The 16,104-nt window shown below is 69.9% G+C and carries 18 protein-coding genes and 1 pseudogene; 12 read left to right on the forward strand and 7 right to left on the reverse strand.

Features of this window, described 5'->3' with window-relative positions; all coding sequences use genetic code 11:
* The first annotated feature begins 30 nt into the window (after positions 1–30).
* From AC3A3L_RS02745 to AC3A3L_RS02755, 3 genes are read left to right on the forward strand one after another with little or no spacing between them, the layout of a single operon-like run.
* Positions 31–1,554, forward strand: a complete 1,524-nt coding sequence (locus tag AC3A3L_RS02745; RefSeq protein ID WP_487638506.1) for an ABC transporter ATP-binding protein — start codon at positions 31–33, stop codon at positions 1,552–1,554.
* On the forward strand, positions 1,551–2,846 hold the full coding sequence (locus AC3A3L_RS02750) for an ABC transporter permease (RefSeq protein WP_487638507.1): 1,296 nt from the start codon (positions 1,551–1,553) through the stop codon (positions 2,844–2,846). Before AC3A3L_RS02745 ends, AC3A3L_RS02750 begins: the two co-directional genes overlap by 4 nt.
* Positions 2,843–4,147, forward strand: coding sequence for an ABC transporter permease (locus AC3A3L_RS02755; RefSeq protein ID WP_487638508.1), 1,305 nt, complete (start codon positions 2,843–2,845; stop codon positions 4,145–4,147). Before AC3A3L_RS02750 ends, AC3A3L_RS02755 begins: the two co-directional genes overlap by 4 nt.
* Before the next feature lie 47 nt (positions 4,148–4,194).
* Here AC3A3L_RS02755 and AC3A3L_RS02760 read toward each other — a convergent pair whose 3' ends face one another.
* The gene (locus AC3A3L_RS02760) at positions 4,195–5,442 is read right to left on the reverse strand and encodes an MFS transporter (protein ID WP_487638509.1); all 1,248 of its coding nucleotides are present in this window, start codon (positions 5,440–5,442) and stop codon (positions 4,195–4,197) included.
* A gap of 72 nt (positions 5,443–5,514) precedes the next feature.
* Here AC3A3L_RS02760 and AC3A3L_RS02765 point away from each other — a divergent pair, with 72 nt between their 5' ends.
* Both AC3A3L_RS02765 and AC3A3L_RS02770 read left to right on the forward strand, forming a co-directional pair.
* Positions 5,515–6,162, forward strand: coding sequence for a FadR/GntR family transcriptional regulator (locus AC3A3L_RS02765; protein WP_487638510.1), 648 nt, complete (start codon positions 5,515–5,517; stop codon positions 6,160–6,162).
* A gap of 48 nt (positions 6,163–6,210) precedes the next feature.
* Positions 6,211–7,086 carry an HDOD domain-containing protein gene (locus AC3A3L_RS02770; RefSeq protein ID WP_487638511.1) on the forward strand — a complete coding sequence of 292 codons (876 nt, stop codon included), beginning with the start codon at positions 6,211–6,213 and terminating at the stop codon, positions 7,084–7,086.
* 112 nt (positions 7,087–7,198) lie between these two features.
* Here AC3A3L_RS02770 and AC3A3L_RS02775 read toward each other — a convergent pair whose 3' ends face one another.
* Both AC3A3L_RS02775 and AC3A3L_RS02780 read right to left on the reverse strand, forming a co-directional pair.
* Positions 7,199–7,816 (reverse strand): hypothetical protein, encoded by a 618-nt coding sequence (locus tag AC3A3L_RS02775; RefSeq protein ID WP_487638512.1) that lies wholly within the window; start codon positions 7,814–7,816, stop codon positions 7,199–7,201.
* A 266-nt stretch (positions 7,817–8,082) separates the two neighbouring features.
* Positions 8,083–8,259: a hypothetical protein gene (locus tag AC3A3L_RS02780; RefSeq protein WP_487638513.1), complete on the reverse strand. Its 177-nt coding sequence runs from the start codon at positions 8,257–8,259 to the stop codon at positions 8,083–8,085.
* Positions 8,260–8,487: 228 nt separating this feature from the next.
* On the opposite strand from AC3A3L_RS02780, the gene AC3A3L_RS02785 reads away from it, so the two are divergent.
* Positions 8,488–9,096 (forward strand): nucleotidyltransferase domain-containing protein, encoded by a 609-nt coding sequence (locus AC3A3L_RS02785; RefSeq protein WP_487638514.1) that lies wholly within the window; start codon positions 8,488–8,490, stop codon positions 9,094–9,096.
* A gap of 83 nt (positions 9,097–9,179) precedes the next feature.
* On the opposite strand, the gene AC3A3L_RS02790 is transcribed toward AC3A3L_RS02785, so the two are convergent.
* The gene (locus tag AC3A3L_RS02790) at positions 9,180–9,713 is read right to left on the reverse strand and encodes a hypothetical protein (RefSeq protein WP_487638515.1); all 534 of its coding nucleotides are present in this window, start codon (positions 9,711–9,713) and stop codon (positions 9,180–9,182) included.
* Between the two features lie 475 nt (positions 9,714–10,188).
* Here AC3A3L_RS02790 and AC3A3L_RS02795 point away from each other — a divergent pair.
* The 4 genes and pseudogenes from AC3A3L_RS02795 to AC3A3L_RS02810 all read left to right on the forward strand — a co-directional run.
* Positions 10,189–10,632: pseudogene (locus AC3A3L_RS02795) on the forward strand (IS110 family transposase); the annotation flags it as partial.
* A gap of 248 nt (positions 10,633–10,880) precedes the next feature.
* Positions 10,881–11,345, forward strand: a complete 465-nt coding sequence (locus tag AC3A3L_RS02800) for a transposase (protein ID WP_487639817.1) — start codon at positions 10,881–10,883, stop codon at positions 11,343–11,345.
* Positions 11,346–11,424: 79 nt separating this feature from the next.
* Positions 11,425–11,832, forward strand: coding sequence for a hypothetical protein (locus AC3A3L_RS02805; RefSeq protein ID WP_487638516.1), 408 nt, complete (start codon positions 11,425–11,427; stop codon positions 11,830–11,832).
* 82 nt (positions 11,833–11,914) lie between these two features.
* Positions 11,915–12,319 carry a hypothetical protein gene (locus AC3A3L_RS02810; RefSeq protein ID WP_487638517.1) on the forward strand — a complete coding sequence of 135 codons (405 nt, stop codon included), beginning with the start codon at positions 11,915–11,917 and terminating at the stop codon, positions 12,317–12,319.
* A gap of 93 nt (positions 12,320–12,412) precedes the next feature.
* Here AC3A3L_RS02810 and AC3A3L_RS02815 read toward each other — a convergent pair whose 3' ends face one another.
* A complete protein-coding gene (locus tag AC3A3L_RS02815) occupies positions 12,413–12,907 on the reverse strand; it encodes a hypothetical protein (protein ID WP_487638518.1) in 495 nt (164 codons plus the stop codon).
* A 115-nt stretch (positions 12,908–13,022) separates the two neighbouring features.
* Here AC3A3L_RS02815 and AC3A3L_RS02820 point away from each other — a divergent pair, with 115 nt between their 5' ends.
* Positions 13,023–13,271, forward strand: a complete 249-nt coding sequence (locus AC3A3L_RS02820; RefSeq protein ID WP_487638519.1) for a flavin reductase family protein — start codon at positions 13,023–13,025, stop codon at positions 13,269–13,271.
* A 27-nt stretch (positions 13,272–13,298) separates the two neighbouring features.
* On the opposite strand, the gene AC3A3L_RS02825 is transcribed toward AC3A3L_RS02820, so the two are convergent.
* The gene (locus AC3A3L_RS02825; protein WP_487638520.1) at positions 13,299–13,580 is read right to left on the reverse strand and encodes a DUF4287 domain-containing protein; all 282 of its coding nucleotides are present in this window, start codon (positions 13,578–13,580) and stop codon (positions 13,299–13,301) included.
* Between the two features lie 151 nt (positions 13,581–13,731).
* On the opposite strand from AC3A3L_RS02825, the gene AC3A3L_RS02830 reads away from it, so the two are divergent.
* Entirely contained in the window at positions 13,732–14,892 is a 1,161-nt protein-coding gene (locus tag AC3A3L_RS02830; protein ID WP_487638521.1) for a sensor histidine kinase, read from the forward strand.
* Between the two features lie 15 nt (positions 14,893–14,907).
* On the opposite strand, the gene AC3A3L_RS02835 is transcribed toward AC3A3L_RS02830, so the two are convergent.
* Positions 14,908–16,095, reverse strand: coding sequence for an amidohydrolase (locus tag AC3A3L_RS02835; protein WP_487638522.1), 1,188 nt, complete (start codon positions 16,093–16,095; stop codon positions 14,908–14,910).
* Between the last annotated feature and the right edge of the window lie 9 nt (positions 16,096–16,104).

Below are 16,104 nucleotides of genomic sequence, written 5' to 3' on the forward strand. Positions count from 1 at the left end.
GGACCATCCCGACCCCTAGGATGCGATGCCATGAGACTCGTCCTGCGAGGCATCACCAAACGCTTCGGAAGCGTGGTGGCCAACGACTCGATCTCCCTCACGGTGGAGCCCGGTGAGATCCACTGCCTCCTCGGCGAGAACGGCGCCGGCAAGTCGACGCTGATGAACGTGCTCTACGGCCTCTACAAGGCCGACGAGGGCGAGATCGAGCTCGACGGCGAGGTTCAGCACTTCACCGGTCCCGGCGACGCGATGGCGGCCGGCATCGGCATGGTCCACCAGCACTTCATGCTCATCCCCGTCTTCACGGTGGCCGAGAACGTCATGCTCGGCAACGAGACCACGGGCTTCGCCGGCACGCTCGACCTCGCCGAGGCCAGCAAGCGCGTCACCGAGATCTCCGAGCGCTTCGGCTTCCACGTGGACCCCGACGCCGTGGTCGAGGAGCTCCCCGTCGGCGTGCAGCAGCGCGTGGAGATCATCAAGGCCCTCTCCCGCGACGCCGAGCTGCTCGTCTTCGACGAGCCCACCGCGGTGCTCACCCCGCAGGAGACCGACGAGCTGATGGACATCATGCGCCAGCTCAAGGAGGCCGGGAAGGCCATCGTCTTCATCACCCACAAGCTCCGCGAGGTGCGCGAGGTCGCCGACCGGATCACCGTCATCCGTCACGGCAAGGTCGTCGGCGAGGCCGAGCCCACGGCCAGCAACGTCGAGCTCGCCTCGATGATGGTCGGCCGCCCCGTCGAGCTGGTCGTCCACAAGGACGAGCCGAATCTCGGTGACGACGCGCTGGTGGTCAAGGACCTCCACGTGGTCGACGCCGCCGGTCACAAGCAGTGCGACGGCCTCAGCTTCACCATCCGCGCCGGCGAGGTCCTCGCCGTGGCCGGTGTCCAGGGCAACGGCCAGACCGAGCTCACCGAGGCCCTCCTCGGCCTCCAGGACGACGTCAGCGGCTCGATCAAGCTCGACGGGGTCGAGCTGGTGGGCCGCTCGACGCGCAAGATCCTCGACGCCGGCGTCGGCTTCATCCCCGAGGACCGTCAGGTCGACGGCCTCGTGCCCGGCTTCACGATCGCCGAGAACCTCATGCTCAACCGCAGCTTCAAGTCGCCGTTCGTCAGGAACGGCTCGCTGCGCCTCGGCGCCCTCCGCGAGTTCGCCCAGACGAAGCTCAAGGAGTACGACGTCCGCGCCCGCGACATCGACTCGCTGGCCGCCAACCTCTCCGGCGGCAACCAGCAGAAGGTCGTCGTGGCCCGTGAGCTGTCCCGCGACCTGCGGCTGCTCGTCGCGGCCCAGCCCACCCGCGGTGTCGACGTCGGCTCGATCGAGTTCATCCACAAGCAGATCGTCGCGACCCGCGACAGCGGCATCCCGGTCCTGGTGGTCTCCACCGAGCTCGACGAGGTGGTCGCGCTCGCCGACCGCATCATGGTGCTCTACCGCGGCAAGGTCGTCGGCATCGTCCCGGCCGACACCCCGCGCGAGACCCTCGGCCTCATGATGACCGGCGAACGCCCGAAGGACCTGAAGGACGTGGTCGCGTGACCGACACCCCCAAGCCCCAGCCCGACAAGCCCGACGCGCCGGTGACGGACGACGAGGCGACCCGGGGCACGACCGCCACGGACACGGCGGCGACCGACGAGCCCGGGACCGACCCCCACGACGCGCGCGGTGACCGCTCGCGGTCGCTCCTGCGCGAGATCGCCTCGGGCGACATCCTCGCCGGGGTGCTGGCCGTGGTCCTCGCGGTCTTCGTCGGCTCGGTGATGATCGCCGCGACCGACGACGCCGTGCGCGAGACCGCCGGCTACGTCACCGCCCGGCCCTCCGACTTCTTCAACGCCGTGTGGGACGCCATCTCCGGCGCCTACAGCGCGATGTTCCGCGGCGCGGTCTTCAACTACAACCTCACCGAGCCGGCCCAGCAGTGGCGCCCGCTGACCGAGACGTTCAAGTTCGCCGGCCCGCTCATCCTCGGCGGCCTCGGCGTCGGCCTGGCCTTCCGGGCGGGGCTGTTCAACATCGGTGGCCGTGGCCAGATGCTCGTCGCCGGTGCCGCGGCCGGCTACGTCGGCTTCCAGTTCGACCTGCCGCTCGCCATCCACCTGCCCTTCGCGATCCTCGCCGGCATGGCGTTCGGCGCGCTGTGGGGCGGCATCGCGGGCGTGCTGAAGGCCCGCACGGGCGCGCACGAGGTGATCGTCACGATCATGCTCAACTACGTCGCCTACTACCTGGTCTTCTGGGCGCTCACCAAGGAGTGGCTGCTCAAGACGCCCGGCTCGGTGAACCCGAAGTCGCCGCCGATGAAGGAGTCCGCGACCCTGCCGAAGGTCCTGGGTGACCAGTTCAACCTCCACCTCGGCTTCGTGATCGCGCTCCTCGCCGTCGCTGTCGCGTGGTGGCTGCTCAACCGCTCCACCCTCGGCTACCGCATCCGCGCCGTCGGCGAGAACCCGCACGCGGCCCGCGCCTCTGGCATCAACGTCGGCAAGACCTACGTCGTCGTGATGATGGTCGCCGGCTCCCTGCTCGGCCTCGCCGGCGTCAACCAGGTGCTCGGCACCGTGACCAGCGGCGTCTCGCTCGACCTCGACGCCGCGATCGGCTTCGACGCCATCACCGTGGCGTTGCTCGGCCGCTCCCGCCCGCTCGGGATCCTGGCCGCCGGGCTGCTCTTCGGCGCCTTCAAGGCCGGTGGCTTCACCATGCAGACCTCCGAGAACATCTCGGTCGACCTGGTGCTCGTGGTGCAGTCGCTGATCGTCCTCTTCCTCGCCGCCCCGCCCCTGGTGCGCGCGATCTTCCGGCTCCCCGCCCAGGAGGCCAAGTGAGCATCGCCACCGACCTGCCCACCCCCGAGAGCGGCGGCCTGGCCCCCGACGGCGCCGTGACGCACAGTCGCGGCTCCGGCGCCCGCAAGCTCCCCGTCGCGCTCGGCGTGCTGACCCTGCTCCTTGCCGGCATCCTGCTGCGCTCGGAGCCGTCGGGCGACACGACGTTCCAGCTCTCGACCGCGACCGACTTCGTGACCCTGCCCGACATCGTGGTGCCGTCCGGCCCCACTGCCTGGCTGATGGTGGTGGTCTGCCTCGCGCTGACCGCCGAGGCCGTGCGCCGCATGCTCACCCACGCGCGCCAGCCGATGTGGATCCCCATCGCCTTCGCGATCGTCTGGATGGTCGGCTTCCTCAGCTGGGCCGCCGCCGACGAGCGGATCCGGGTGGTCAGCCTGCTCGGCGGGGCCGTGGCGCTCGCCATCCCGCTCGTCTTCGGTGCCCTGGGCGGCGTGCTCGGTGAGCGCGCGGGCGTGGTCAACATCGCCATCGAGGGCCAGCTGCTCTTCGGCGCGTTCGCCGCCGCCATCACCGCGTCGCTGACGGGCTCGGCGTGGGCCGGTGTCGCGGCCGCTGCGGTGGCCGGCGCCCTCGTCGCCCTGGTCCTGGGCCTGTTCGCGATCACCTACTTCGTCGACCAGGTCATCGTCGGCGTCGTCCTCAACGTGCTCGTGGTCGGCCTGACCAACTTCCTCTTCCGCCAGGTGCTCACGCCCAACGCCGAGTCGCTCAACTCCCCCGAGCGCCTGCGCGCGGTGCCGATCCCGGTCCTGGGCGACATCCCGCTCATCGGCCCGATCTTCTTCCGCCAGACGCCGCTCGTCTACCTGCTCTACATCGTCGTCGCGGTCGTGGCCTACGCCCTCTACCGCACCCGGTGGGGCCTGCGGCTCCGCGCGGTCGGTGAGCACCCGAAGGCAGCCGACACCGTCGGCATCAAGGTCAACCGCACCCGCTACCGCACGATCCTGCTCGCGGGTGCGATCGCCGGCATGGGTGGCGCCTACTTCAGCCTCGTCTCCGTGGCCGGCTTCAACCGCGAGATGACCGGCGGCGCCGGCTACATCGCGCTGGCGGCCGTCATCTTCGGCAAGTGGGACCCGATCCGCGCCACCCTGGCGGCCCTGCTCTTCGGCTTCGCGAGCAACCTGCAGGGCGTGCTCTCGGCCATCGGATCGCCCGTGCCGAGCCAGTTCATGCTGATGCTTCCCTACCTCGTCACCATCTTCGCGGTGGCGGGACTGGTCGGCCGCTCCCGGCCGCCGGCCGCGGACGGTGTGCCCTACCGACCACAGTAGGTCAGCTCGAGGAGGGCCCGGCGCGATGCGCCGGGCCCTCTCCCATTTCAGCCGGCGACGCGGGCCGCGTCGTCCTCGACGTACCGCGGCCGGCAGGCGAACCAGCCGGCGACCACGCCAGGGACGGCGGTGGCGGCGAGCACGACCAGCGGCGTCGTCCACGACCCCGTCGCCTCGCGGAGCAGGCCGAGGCCGATCGGCCCGAGGCAGGCCAGCCCGTAGCCGATGCCCTGCACGAAGCCCGACACGGTCGAGGCGGACTGCGGCGTGCGCGTCCGATGGTTGATGAGCGTCATGCAGAGCGGGAACGTGCTGACGCCGACCCCCAGGGCACACACCCACAGCACGGTGCCGTCCACGGGCGAGACGGCGAGGCCGAGGTAGCCGAGCACCAGGACGACCGAGCACGCCACGACGACCACGAAGGGGTTGCGCATGCGGGTGGCGAGGTGCGGGACCACCAAGGCCGCGAGGACGCCCCAGGCCGAGTACAGGCCGACCATCGTCCCGCCGTACGTCGCGCTGGCTCCGGCGTCGGTGAGCACCGCCGGCACCCACGTGATGATGCTGTAGTTGGACAGCGACATCATCGCGAACAGGACCACGAGGCCCCAGACGGTCGACGACCGACCGACCCGGAGCCTCCCGGTCGGCGTTGCGGCCGCGACCGGCGCGTGGTGGTCGGCCGGCAGCCTGACCGCGAGCACGCACCAGACCACCGCGGCCACAGCGGCGGGCACCGCCCAGATCCCGACCGAGACCCGCCAGCCCGCCGCGTCGGCCACCGGCACGGCGAGGAGAGGTGCGACGAACTGACCCGTCTGCATCAGCAGCAGGTACGACGAGGTCCACACGGCGATCCGGTCGGCGAACCAGGCCTTGATGAGCGGCACGAGCACCACGTTGGCGGCGCCGATGCCCGCCAGCGCCAGCACCGTCGACCCCACCAGCGCGGCGGGCGTCGGCGAGAGCGCGCGCAGCACGAGCGCGATCGCGGAGAGGCCGAGGGCGGCCGTGGCGGTGCGCTCGAGGCCGTACCTCCGTGTCACGACCGGCGCCAGGAAGCCGAAGACGCCGAACGTCGCCGCCGGCACCGTGCCCAGCAGTCCGGCGAGTGCCAGTCCGAAGCCCAGGTCCGACCCGATGATCTCCAGCAACGGGGTGAAGCCCGTGACCGCGGTGCGCAGGTTCAGTGCGGTCAGGGCGATTGCGAGCCCGGCCCAGACAGCCAGGGACGCCCGTGAGGTCGGGCCGGATCGCTGGGGGCCGGGTGCGGTGGCGGCGGGGATGGTCAACACTTGCTCCGAGGTCGCGACGAATGATGGGATCATGGGATGAATCACGGCGAGTCTGGCACAGCCCCACCGGTGCGTCGAGTGGGGCTGATCGACCAGGTCGCCGCGCGCTTCCAAGAGGAGATCGCCTCCGGCCGGTGGCCGGTCGGTGAGCGGATCCCCGTCGAGGCCGACCTGGTGGCCGCCTCCGGGGTCGGGCGCAACACCGTCCGCGAGGCGCTGCAGTCCCTCGTGCACGCCGGGCTCCTCAGCCGGGAGCAGGGCCGCGGCACCTTCGTCATCTCGACCTCCGAGCTCAGCGGGTCACTTGCCCGACAGCTCGCCGGCGGGAGCCGCCACCACTACCTCGAGCTGCGGCTGGCGCTCGACAGCGCGGCGGCGTCGCTCGCCGCGCTCCGGCGGACGGACGCCGACGTCGACCGGCTGCGCGACCTGCGGGACCGGCGCGAGGCGAGCTGGTCGTCCGCCGACCCCGACGTCAGGGCGGCCGCGGACCTCGAGCTCCACCACGCGATCGTGGCGGCGACGCACAACCCCCTCTACCTGCAGCTCTACTCGAGCGTGACCGACGTCTTCGCGAGCCACATGCGCCACGACGAGTCGGGGGACGACGACACGGCCCACCGCCACCACCACGACCTCGTCGAGGCGATCGCCGCGGGGGACGCGGACCGTGCCTCCGCCCTCGTCAGGTCCATCTTCGAGCCCTTCATGGACTGATCCCCGGGTCTTCCTCAGGTCTGGCCCGGGCGTGCCGATCACCCGGACGTGACCACCGCGCCGCTCGTCGACCCCGCGGACCTGCTGGCCGCCGCCGAGTCCGTCGAACCCCTCCCCCACACCGTCGCCCGGCTGGCCACGCTGGTCGCGGACCCGGACTCCGACATCCGAGAGATCAGCGAGGTGGTGTCGCTCGACGTCGCGCTGACTGCCGACGTGCTGCGCCTGGCCAACTCCGCCGCGCTCGGCCACCGCGCCAACATCACGTCGGTGCGTGACGCCGCAGTCCGGCTGGGCACCAGCACCCTGCTCTCGCTGACCCTGGCTTCGCGTGTCGGCGGCAGGATGTTGCACGCGCTACCGGCGTACGGCCTCCAGCCGGGCGCGCTCTGGGAGCGCTCCGTGGCGGCGTCGATCGCAGCCGAGGTGATCCGCTCCCGTGCCCGAGTCCCGGTCCCGGCGGAGGCAGGGACCGCGGCGCTGCTGCACGACTTCGGCAAGATCGTGCTGGCCCGCCACTTCGGGAAGCAGATCCTGGAGACGCTGGCCCTGGCCGCCGCCAACGACGGCCTGGACCTGCTCGAGACCGAGCGGGTGGTCTTCGGCCTCACCCACGCCGACATCGGCGGCATGGTGGCCGAGTCGTGGGGACTCCCGCTGACGATCGTCGACGGCATCCGGGACCACCACGAGGCGCACGAGGACCTGTCGGCCGTGAGTGCCGCAGTGGCGCTGGCGTGCGCGATGTCGTACGAGATCACCACCCGCGACGAGGACCCGTCGGAGCAGGACGACCAGGCGGCCCGCCGCCGTGAGGTCGTGCCCTTGATGAGGATCCTGAGGCTCGACGTCGACGACTACCACCAGGTCGTGGCGAGGTCGCGCGAGCGGTTCGACGAGGTGGCCGACCGGTACGGCGGCTGAGCTGACGCGCGCCGGCTTGACCGCAGGATTCTGCTCACCTCGTTGGGGGACTGGGTGCACCGACGCGTGCAGACCACCACCCCATGCCGCCCCGCCCTTCGCTCTTGGAGGCTCACGGCGTGGACGCTCTCGTCCGACGGCCGGTGACCCACAGCGCGACAGGGATTGCCGCGCCCCAGGCGACGTAGCCCCACCCCGCCGTCGTGCCGACGCTGCCCGACAGGTCGGGGTACTTCGCGCAGATGGCACCGAACCAGACAGCCGAGAGCGCTGCCGGCACGATTGCGAAGCACCAGCCATTCAGCCGGCTCAGCATCGCCCACACGCCCACCGCTGCCGAGACTGGAACAGCGAGGGTGAATCCCGCCTGCATGGGCAGGTGCATCAGTCCCCAGGTGTCGTCGTCAGCTGCACCGTTGCGAGCCGCGTCGACCAAGCTCCACGCCTCCAACAACGCGGCGACGAACCCGAGCACCAGAAGTGAGACCACTACCCAGAACGAGTTGCTCAGCAATACCCGTCGCGGTGGCCACACGGGTCTCGGGCCCCACATCCGCGGGAAGGCCGCGGAAGCCGCGATGAGGACTGCCACGAACACGTGACCTGGTGACGTTGCCGCGAGACCCGCCACGAGGACCGCAGCGGCGACCCCGATGAGTTGCGGCCCGACCCAGCCCATCGGCCGGATCACCCACGCGACGAGTGGTACCGGCACCAAGACGGAGAACATCAGGCCCCAGCTCGTCGAGACCACCGCCACGGCAGTCCAGTCGTACTCGTCCGGAAACGTCGACGGAACGACCCCCCCAAGAGGTCGATGATCCCGAAGAACGCCACCGCCCACCACAAAGCCACGACGAGCGCGCCGGCGCGTTGCCCGAGCGCCCGGTCAACGCGCTCCGCGTCAGTCGTGACTGCCACCGCCTCATGTTCCCATCACCACGAGCGACCAACATCCCTCATTCGTGGGGATCCAGCTGCGGCAGATCCGGACGTTCAGGCGGCGCTGTTGGGGTCGGCTCCGAAGAGGCGCACGAGTCCACGCCGTCGAGCGTCACGCTGCTCGATGTAGATGACGAACGTCTGGTCCGATCGCGCCTTGCTCCGTGCCCATCCGAGGACTTCCTCGACGTCGGCGACGTCGCTCAACCGGTACTCGTCGCAGTGCCACATCGCGTGCTCCTGCCCTACGCCTGCCGGTGCGGGCGGCTGATGCCAGAAGTGGACGCGGTACACCGGCCAGTCGACTTCCCACTCCGCGTGCCGAGGATCTACGCCTTCGATGTTCACGCGGACGACCCTATGGGCAGGGGTCGCGACGCATGCGGGCGTTGCTGCCCTCGACGCGCCAGATCCTTGCGTTCAACTGGCGGTGGCCGCGCCTCGCCTACTGTGCACGGCGTGGATCACGACGAGTCGGTTCGCCTGTATGGCCCCTGGCGAGCTCGGACCCCCGGCGACGCTGCCGCGCTGCTGGAGGGGTACAGCGGCAGGTGGTGGATCGCAGGCGGCTGGGCCATCGAGGCGTTCACCGGCGTCACGCGGCCGCACGACGACTTGGACCCCAGCATCCCGCGCTCCGACGTTCCCGCGTTGAGACAGCACCCCTCTGGGCGACTCGATGTGTGGCAGGCAGCGGACGGGGCGCTGCGGCCGATGATCGATCCGGCGGATCCGTTGATGGCGTCCTGCGGGAACCTCTGGTTGCGCCCTGACGGCGCGTCCCCATGGGAGTACGACGTCATCCTCATGGACGCGACGTCAACGACCTGGACGTACAAGCGAGATGGTCGCATTCACCTACCGCTCGACGACATCCTCTGGGTGCATGACGACATCTCGTACCTGCGGCCGGAGGTCCAGCTGCTGCACAAGGCTCCAGGACTCAGGGTCAAGGACCAAGCCGATTTCGATGCATGCCTGCACCTCCTCGAGCCGGAGCGTCGCAGGTGGTTGAGAACCGCAGTCGGCATCGCCCATCCCGGCCACCCGTGGCTGAACTCTCTGTAGTCCACCACTCACTTGGCAGGTCCGCGCACCGTCAGCGGCTGATCCGGACGTTGAGGCTTTGGCCGACGCCTTGGTAAGTCCTGTCAGCCGTCAGGTATCGACTCGCGGGCCAACTGGCGGTCGACCTCGGACTGCTGCCGCTCTACTTCGGCCTGCTGCCGCTCGGCGGCGCTTGCCTGCCGATCGTGCGCGGATGAAGTTCGGTCCTTCTCGGAGTCGCGGCGGTTTCGCTCTCCGGTGCGCCGATCCGCGGCGGCCGAGAGACGATCACCACGAGCCCCATCCAGAACGTCGCGGAGGTCCTCCTGAACCATCTCTGCCTCACTCTTGGCTACCTCATAGTCGATGAGGGCCTGCTGATGCGCAGCGGTGAAAGGGCGGTCGCTGTGCCCCACCTGGTCCCGCTGGTCTCGCTGGTCTCGCTGGTCTCGCTGGTCCGCACGCAGCCGCTCAGCCCAGAGACGGTCCCTCGCGGCTTGGTCGCGTTGCCAAGCCCGGTCGTCACGGAGGGCGGCGCGGCTGTCGCGATCACCGGCGTCCTGGTCGCGCCGCGTGGCGGCGACGTCGCGACCGTCAGCGGCGTCATCACGTTCGGGGCCTTCGCCCGTCCGGTACATGTAACGAGGTTCCCCGGTGAGCACGTCTTGATGTGCTTCTAGGATCGCGAGCCCCAGCGCCGCACCCGCCCGGCCGGGCGCATGGCAGGAGGCAGCCCGGGTACCGGCACGTAGGTCGGCAGGCAGTCATGAGTGTCTTCGGGCTTAGGCCCGGGTCACTCAAGAAGGGGGTGCTCGGGCCGCTCCATGCTCGCGCTGCCGAGGTTCGCTCATCGGCTGCTTGTTTCATTGACCTAGGACCGGTGCCTGGCGAGGCTCGGTGCAGGCGCCCGGGCTGTCGCTCGCACATCGGCTGCCCACGCTGGTCGTGTGGCTCTCATCTGGCCTGCGCGGTCCCGGGCGTCGCCAGGGCCAGGAGAGGCTCAAGAGGGGTTTGCTCGGCTCGAAGCAGCGTTGCCCTCCCGGCTCGACAACCAAAGAGGTTCGAGGATCGGAGGAGCTGATGAAGGACGTAAGCAGTCGTGTGGTGATCGGGATGGACCCACACAAACGGTCGGTGACGATCGAGGTGATGACAGCCGACGAGAGCGTCCTCGGTGGAGGCCGGTACGGCACCGACGAAGCCGGGTTCGCCGAGATGGGGCGCTATGTCAGCCAGTTCCCGGACCGGGTCTGGGCGATCGAGGGATGCTCGGGGATCGGTCACCACGTCGCGGTCCGACTACTTGCCGCTGGCGAGGAGATTGTCGACGTGCCACCGAAGCTGTCCGCACGAGCCCGGGTGTTCTCGACCGGGCAGGGACGCAAAACCGACGCCACCGACGCCCACTCCGTCGCACTCGTCGGGACCCGGATGGCCGGACTGCGGCCGGTCGTCACCGACGAGCAGTTGGAGGTGCTGCGACTCCTGGTTGACCGGCGCTGCTCACTAGGCGAGGAACACACCCGCAAGACATCGCAGCTGCACCAGCTGCTGCTCGAGCTCATTCCAGGTGGCGCGAAGCGTGACCTGTCCGCGGCCCAGGCCAAGGCGCTGCTGGCCAAGATCCGACCCCGCGATGTCGTCGGCAAGACCCGCCGCCGGGTGGCCGCCGAGCTCGTCGCCGACCTCGAGCGGATCTATGCCGGAAGAAGGACGCGAACAAGGAGCTCACCGACCTGGTCCGCGCGACCGGCACCACGCTGCTGGACCTGCACGGCATCGGCCCCACTGGCGCCGCCCGGCTGCTGGTCGAGGTCGGCGACATCACCCGGTTCCCGAGCAAGGCGCACTTCGCCTCCTGGAACGGCACCGCCCCGATTGACGCATCCTCCGGCGACCACACTCGTCACCGGCTGTCCCGCAAGGGCAACCGGCAGATCAACCGGGTCCTGCACGCGATGGCCCGCGTCCAACTCCGCAACCCCACACCAGGACGCGACTACTACGACCGCAAGAAGGCCGACGGGAAAGCACCCATGGAAGCCATGCGATGCGTGAAGCGTCGACTGTCCGACATCGTCTTCCAGACCATGCTCAACGACGCCTTCCGCACCACATGTGCAGCGACAGGGACGGGCCCGGGAGGGCAACGGGGCAACGACTCTGACTCCAGCGCGGCCGGCTCACAGCCCCACACCAACTCTTCGGACAAGCCACTTCCCGGACCCGCCAGAACGCAGCCTAAAACACCCCTCCCGGCAGCCTCTTGACACAGAGGGGTGCCAGATCCGCGCACTGTCCGCGGCAGATCCGGACGTTCTCACGAGTCAACGGTCCTACCCTCCCGTCATGGAGTCAGTCAGCACTGTGGCGATCGGGATAGACCTCGACCTGGTGACCTCGGAGGACGGCGGGCGGCAAACACCCTTGCTCGGCGGCTACGCCAAGGAGAACCGCTTCACCTATCGACCGAACTGGGGACTTCCCAACTGGGCAGACGGCGACCAGACCGCTGGGCCTGTGCTCGGCTTCTCAAGCACGAACGTTCACCCCGGCGACCGCACCCGGGCCATCTTGGTGCCGCTGTTCATCGACCACGCCCCACAGTGGCTCGATGTTCGACCCGATGACGTCCTTCGGATGTATGAGGGAGCCCGGGTCTGCGGCTACGGACACGTTCGCTGGGCCAAGCCCGCGACATGGCACATGCCTGAGGACGAGCAAGAGCGCTTGGTCGACTGGCTGGCCCAAACCTGACCGCACTCAACTCGGCAGATCCGCGCAGTCGTCGCGGCAGATCCGTGCGTCACCTGTGTGAAACTGCGGGACACTCACTGCCGTGAACACTTGGCAGACGAGGCGTCCGCTGTGGTGGGGACTCTTATTGCTCATGGATCGCGATGACTCGGACGTACCGGCTCTTACAGCCGACGTGGTGTCGTTCTCCCGAACCGGCCTCGCGGTAAAGGTGCTTCACGCGCAAGGCGTTGATCTGAGTGGATACGGCGACAACGACGTGATCCCCGCGGCGCAGGTGCAGGTCGAAGTCATCGTCGGCGACGACGGCGCACCCGAGAGCCCGGCGTCCAGCGGCGTCATCAACGTCCCGTCAGGCGTGCTCACAGTCGGAGACGCCGATCAGGAAGACACTGTTGAGATCGGACCTGGCCGGTGGGCGGTACAGGTTGAGTGCACGCCTCGTGAGAATGCCGAGAAGGTCTGCATCTGGCTCCAAGCTGTGTAGGAACAGATGCACTCATCTCGGCAGATCCGCGCACTGTCAGCGGCAGATCCGGACGTTCGAGATCGTCGGGCCGATGGGCGTTGCTCACGGGGCCTACCGGTTTGAGCCCCACGCCTCGTGCCAGTACCGAGCGTTCTCGCTGCCAACGCGCAGGATGGCATCCGGCTGCACGGGAGCGGGCCAGAGTTGGACCAGGTAGAAATCCACCGCTTCGTCCGCGAGTTCGTTCTCGTCACCGGCGTCCCGCCCACGGGCAGACACCCGCACCCGATGGGGTCCGGGAGGCAGGACGAACTCACCGCCGCTCTCGCTAGCCCAACTGGTCCACCCGCAGTTCCCCGGCTCATCGACGACAGTGGAAACCTCGACGACGTCTTCCCACTCCGCGTCGCTCGGGACGACCCCATCGTGCGCCTCGATGCGGACCGATGATCCACCGGATCGACGGCCCAGGTTCAGGTAGATCCGTCCGGGAACGGCTGCACCAGCAACCCCATTGATCTGACCGGCGAAGGTGGACTGGAGGTCACCATCGTCTTCGACGTCGTCAGAGAACCAGAGGTCCAGTTGTCCGTAGTCGGTCTTCACGACCTCGTCCACTAGTACGCGCACCATGCGCTCAGCCTCCCCCGAGGCAATGCGAAGGACCACCCCGCCAATGCCGTCTGTGTCGCAGCCGCATCCAGGACTTCCGAATCTCGGCATGAGCGGATATCGCACCGACGCCGGCGGGCGGACGAGCGACCAGCTGGCGCCGACCCTCGAGGGTGCCCTCGCGTCGTTCCGGTGCCAGCCGTGGCAGTCCTACGACGGCGGCGACCACCGGCTGCACCTCGGACGCGTCGTCGACGTCGCCGTTCGAGGTGACGGCGAGCCGCTGCTGTTCGACCGGGGCAAGTTCTGGGACGGCGCCGGCGTGGAGCTTGCTGCCGCAGACGTGCGTGCCGCCTGACCGTCAGCTCCGCGGCTCTGTCGCCCGTCAGCGGCGGTCGATGCCGTCCAGACGCAGCTCGGTGGAGGCATCGGAGTGCGTGGTGCCGCTGTTGACGTGCTTGTCGCTGATCGTCGCCCCGTTCTTGAGCACGCCGAACAGCGCCATCGCATGGCCCCGGCCGACGGCGTAGTCGTCCTTGAGCCATGCTGCGACATCGCCCGCCTTGCTCTGCGGAGTGAACCCGCGCGCAGCGGCCTCCCCCAACAGCTCCTCAGGCGTCTTGCCGGTCTTCTTCTCGATCGCGTCGAGGTAGGCCTGGTAGCTCATGGTGACTCCCTTCGGTGGTGTGTCACCGACGCTAGTCACGCTGCCGCGGCACCGCTTCTCCGAAACCGCTGCGCGGACGGGCCGCCCACATGCGCAGCACATGACGCGGGGTACGGTGCACCGCACGCCGACACGATTCTCGGAGGTCCTGATGGCACCCGATGAGCGCGACCCCCGTCGCTCCTCGTCGACCGACGCGACTGTGGGCTCGCAGGCGCTGTCCCAGAGCAGCGAGCGCTACGCCTCGATGTTCACCCACCACCCGCACGCCACCTACTCGGTCGACCCGCGGGGCTACTTCACCGACGCCAACGAGCGGTCGCTCGAGATGACCGGGCTGACGCTCGAGGAGATGCGCCGGACCCACTTCGGGCAGGTCATCCACCCCGAGGACCTGCACCTCATCCAGGACGGCTTCGACCGGGCGATGGCGGGTGACCCCCAGGTGGTCGAGGCGCGCGTCGTGCGGGTCGACGGCCAGGTCGTCGACATCCGTTGCACGGCGATCCCGGTCATCATCGGCGACGAGGTCGTCGGCGTGCACGGGGTGACCGAGGACGTCACCGAGGCCAAGCGGGTGGTGCGCGAGCTCGAGGAGGCCAACGCCGCCAAGACCCTGTTCCTGGCCACCATCAGCCACGAGGTCCGAACACCGCTCGCTGCGCTCGTGGGCGCCTCCGAGCTGCTCATCGACACGGACCTGCCGCCCGAGCCCGAGCACTTCGCCCGGATCGTCCACCGCTCCGGCGAACGCCTCATGCACCTCGTGCAGGAGATCCTGGAGTTCTCCGGGCTCGAGGCCCGCCAGACGGTGCTGCGACGCGCACCCGTCGACGTACGCGCCCTCGTCGACGACATGGCGTCCTGGGCCGTCCCGCTCGCCGAGTCCGAGGGCCTCACCATCACCTTCAGCGTCGACGAGGGGGTCCCCGCGACCGGCCTCGGCGACGCCCGGCGCATCACCCAGGTGGTCACCAACCTCGTCCAGAACGCGATCGCCTACACCGAGCACGGCTCGGTCGACGTCCGCGTCAGCGGCCGCCCCTGCTCGGTGGACGGTCCGGGCGTGGGCGACTGGGTCGACTTCCGGGTCCGCGACACCGGGATCGGCATCGCGGAGGACGACCTCCGGCGGCTCTTCGACCCGTTCGTCCAGGCGGACCCGCAGTCTGCCGGGGATCGCCTCGGCGTCGGCCTCGGCCTGGCGATCTGCCGCGAGCTGGTCGACCTCATGAGCGGCCACCTGGGCGTCGAGTCCACCCCGGGCGCGGGCAGCACCTTCACGTTCGGGCTCCCCCTGCCGCCCGCCTGACGGGCGCCGGGTCGGTCAGTCGCTGAGCGCGGTCACCGCGACGTCGGCGAGGACACGGGCGGCGATGCCGGTCGCCGCCTCGTCGACGCGGAGGTTGCCCTGGTGGAGGTCGTACGTCGGCCCGCCGGGCGTGCGGGTGCCGAGGCGGGCCATCGCGCCGGGGACGGAGTCGAGGTACCAGCCGAAGTCCTCGCCGCCCAGGCTCTGGGCGGTGGAGACGTGGCCGTGCACGCCGAGCACGTTCTCGACCGCGGTGCCGAGCAGGCGCGTGGACTCCGCGTGGTTGACGACCGGGGGCACGCCTCGCTGGTAGGTCACCTCGGCGGTCACGCTGTAGGGCGCCACGATGGAGGTGATGAGCTGGCGGATCAGGTGTTCGGCGTCGGCCCAAGCGACCGCGTCGAGCATCCGGACCGTGCCGGCCACCACGCCGCCGTGGGGGATCACGTTGTGGGCGGAGCCGGCACGCACCATCCCCCAGACGACGCTGACCCCGGCGCGGGGGTCGAGGCGCCGGCTCAGGATGGCCGGGAGCTCGGTGATGACCTTGCCCAGGGCGAAGGTGAGGTCCTCGGTGAGGTGGGGGCGCGAGGTGTGGCCGCCCTTGCCGATCAGCCGCACCGTCAACGCGTCGGCGGCGCCGGTGAGCGGCCCCTCGCGCAGGCCGAGCCGGCCGACGTCGAGGCTCGGGTCGCAGTGCAGGCCGAAGACGTGGGAGACGCCCTCCAGCGCACCTGCGGAGATCAGCTGCAGCGCACCACCGGGCATGACCTCCTCAGCCGGCTGGAACAGCAGGCGCACGCGCCCGGGCAGCATCCCGCGGGCGGCGACCTCCGCCAGCGCGAGCCCGGCCCCGACGAGCCCGGCGGTGTGGACGTCGTGGCCGCAGGCGTGGGCCACCCCCGGGTTGGTGCTGCGCCACGGGTCGGAGATGAGGTCGTCGACCGGCAGCGCGTCGAGGTCGGCACGCAGCGCGACCAGCCTGCCGCCGTGGCCGATCTCGGCCAGCACTCCCCCGCCCTCGGGTCGTCGTACCGCCCATCCGGCACCCTCCAGCGCGGTCACGACCGCCTCGGAGGTGCGCTCCTCGGCCCAGCTCAGCTCGGGGTGGGCGTGGAGGTCGCGGCGCAGGGCGACGAGCTCGTCGGCGTACTTGTCGACGACCTCGGCGATGACGGGAGTGGCGGGGAGTTCAACTGGCATGACCGACCC

It is taken from the genome of Nocardioides sp. Soil_C_8, assembly GCF_057656315.1.

Bases quoted from the DNA above. Each gene is read 5' to 3' on its own strand.
- AC3A3L_RS02745 (WP_487638506.1), top strand. From the start codon at position 31: ATGAGACTCGTCCTGCGAGGCATCACCAAACGCTTCGGAAGCGTGGTG.
- AC3A3L_RS02775 (WP_487638512.1), bottom strand. From the start codon at position 7,816: ATGTTCTCCGTCTTGGTGCCGGTACCACTCGTCGCGTGGGTGATCCGG.
- AC3A3L_RS02780 (WP_487638513.1), bottom strand. From the start codon at position 8,259: ATGTGGCACTGCGACGAGTACCGGTTGAGCGACGTCGCCGACGTCGAG.
- AC3A3L_RS02790 (WP_487638515.1), bottom strand. From the start codon at position 9,713: ATGTACCGGACGGGCGAAGGCCCCGAACGTGATGACGCCGCTGACGGT.
- AC3A3L_RS02805 (WP_487638516.1), top strand. From the start codon at position 11,425: ATGGAGTCAGTCAGCACTGTGGCGATCGGGATAGACCTCGACCTGGTG.
- AC3A3L_RS02820 (WP_487638519.1), top strand. From the start codon at position 13,023: ATGAGCGGATATCGCACCGACGCCGGCGGGCGGACGAGCGACCAGCTG.
- AC3A3L_RS02825 (WP_487638520.1), bottom strand. From the start codon at position 13,580: ATGAGCTACCAGGCCTACCTCGACGCGATCGAGAAGAAGACCGGCAAG.
- AC3A3L_RS02830 (WP_487638521.1), top strand. From the start codon at position 13,732: ATGGCACCCGATGAGCGCGACCCCCGTCGCTCCTCGTCGACCGACGCG.
- AC3A3L_RS02835 (WP_487638522.1), bottom strand. From the start codon at position 16,095: ATGCCAGTTGAACTCCCCGCCACTCCCGTCATCGCCGAGGTCGTCGAC.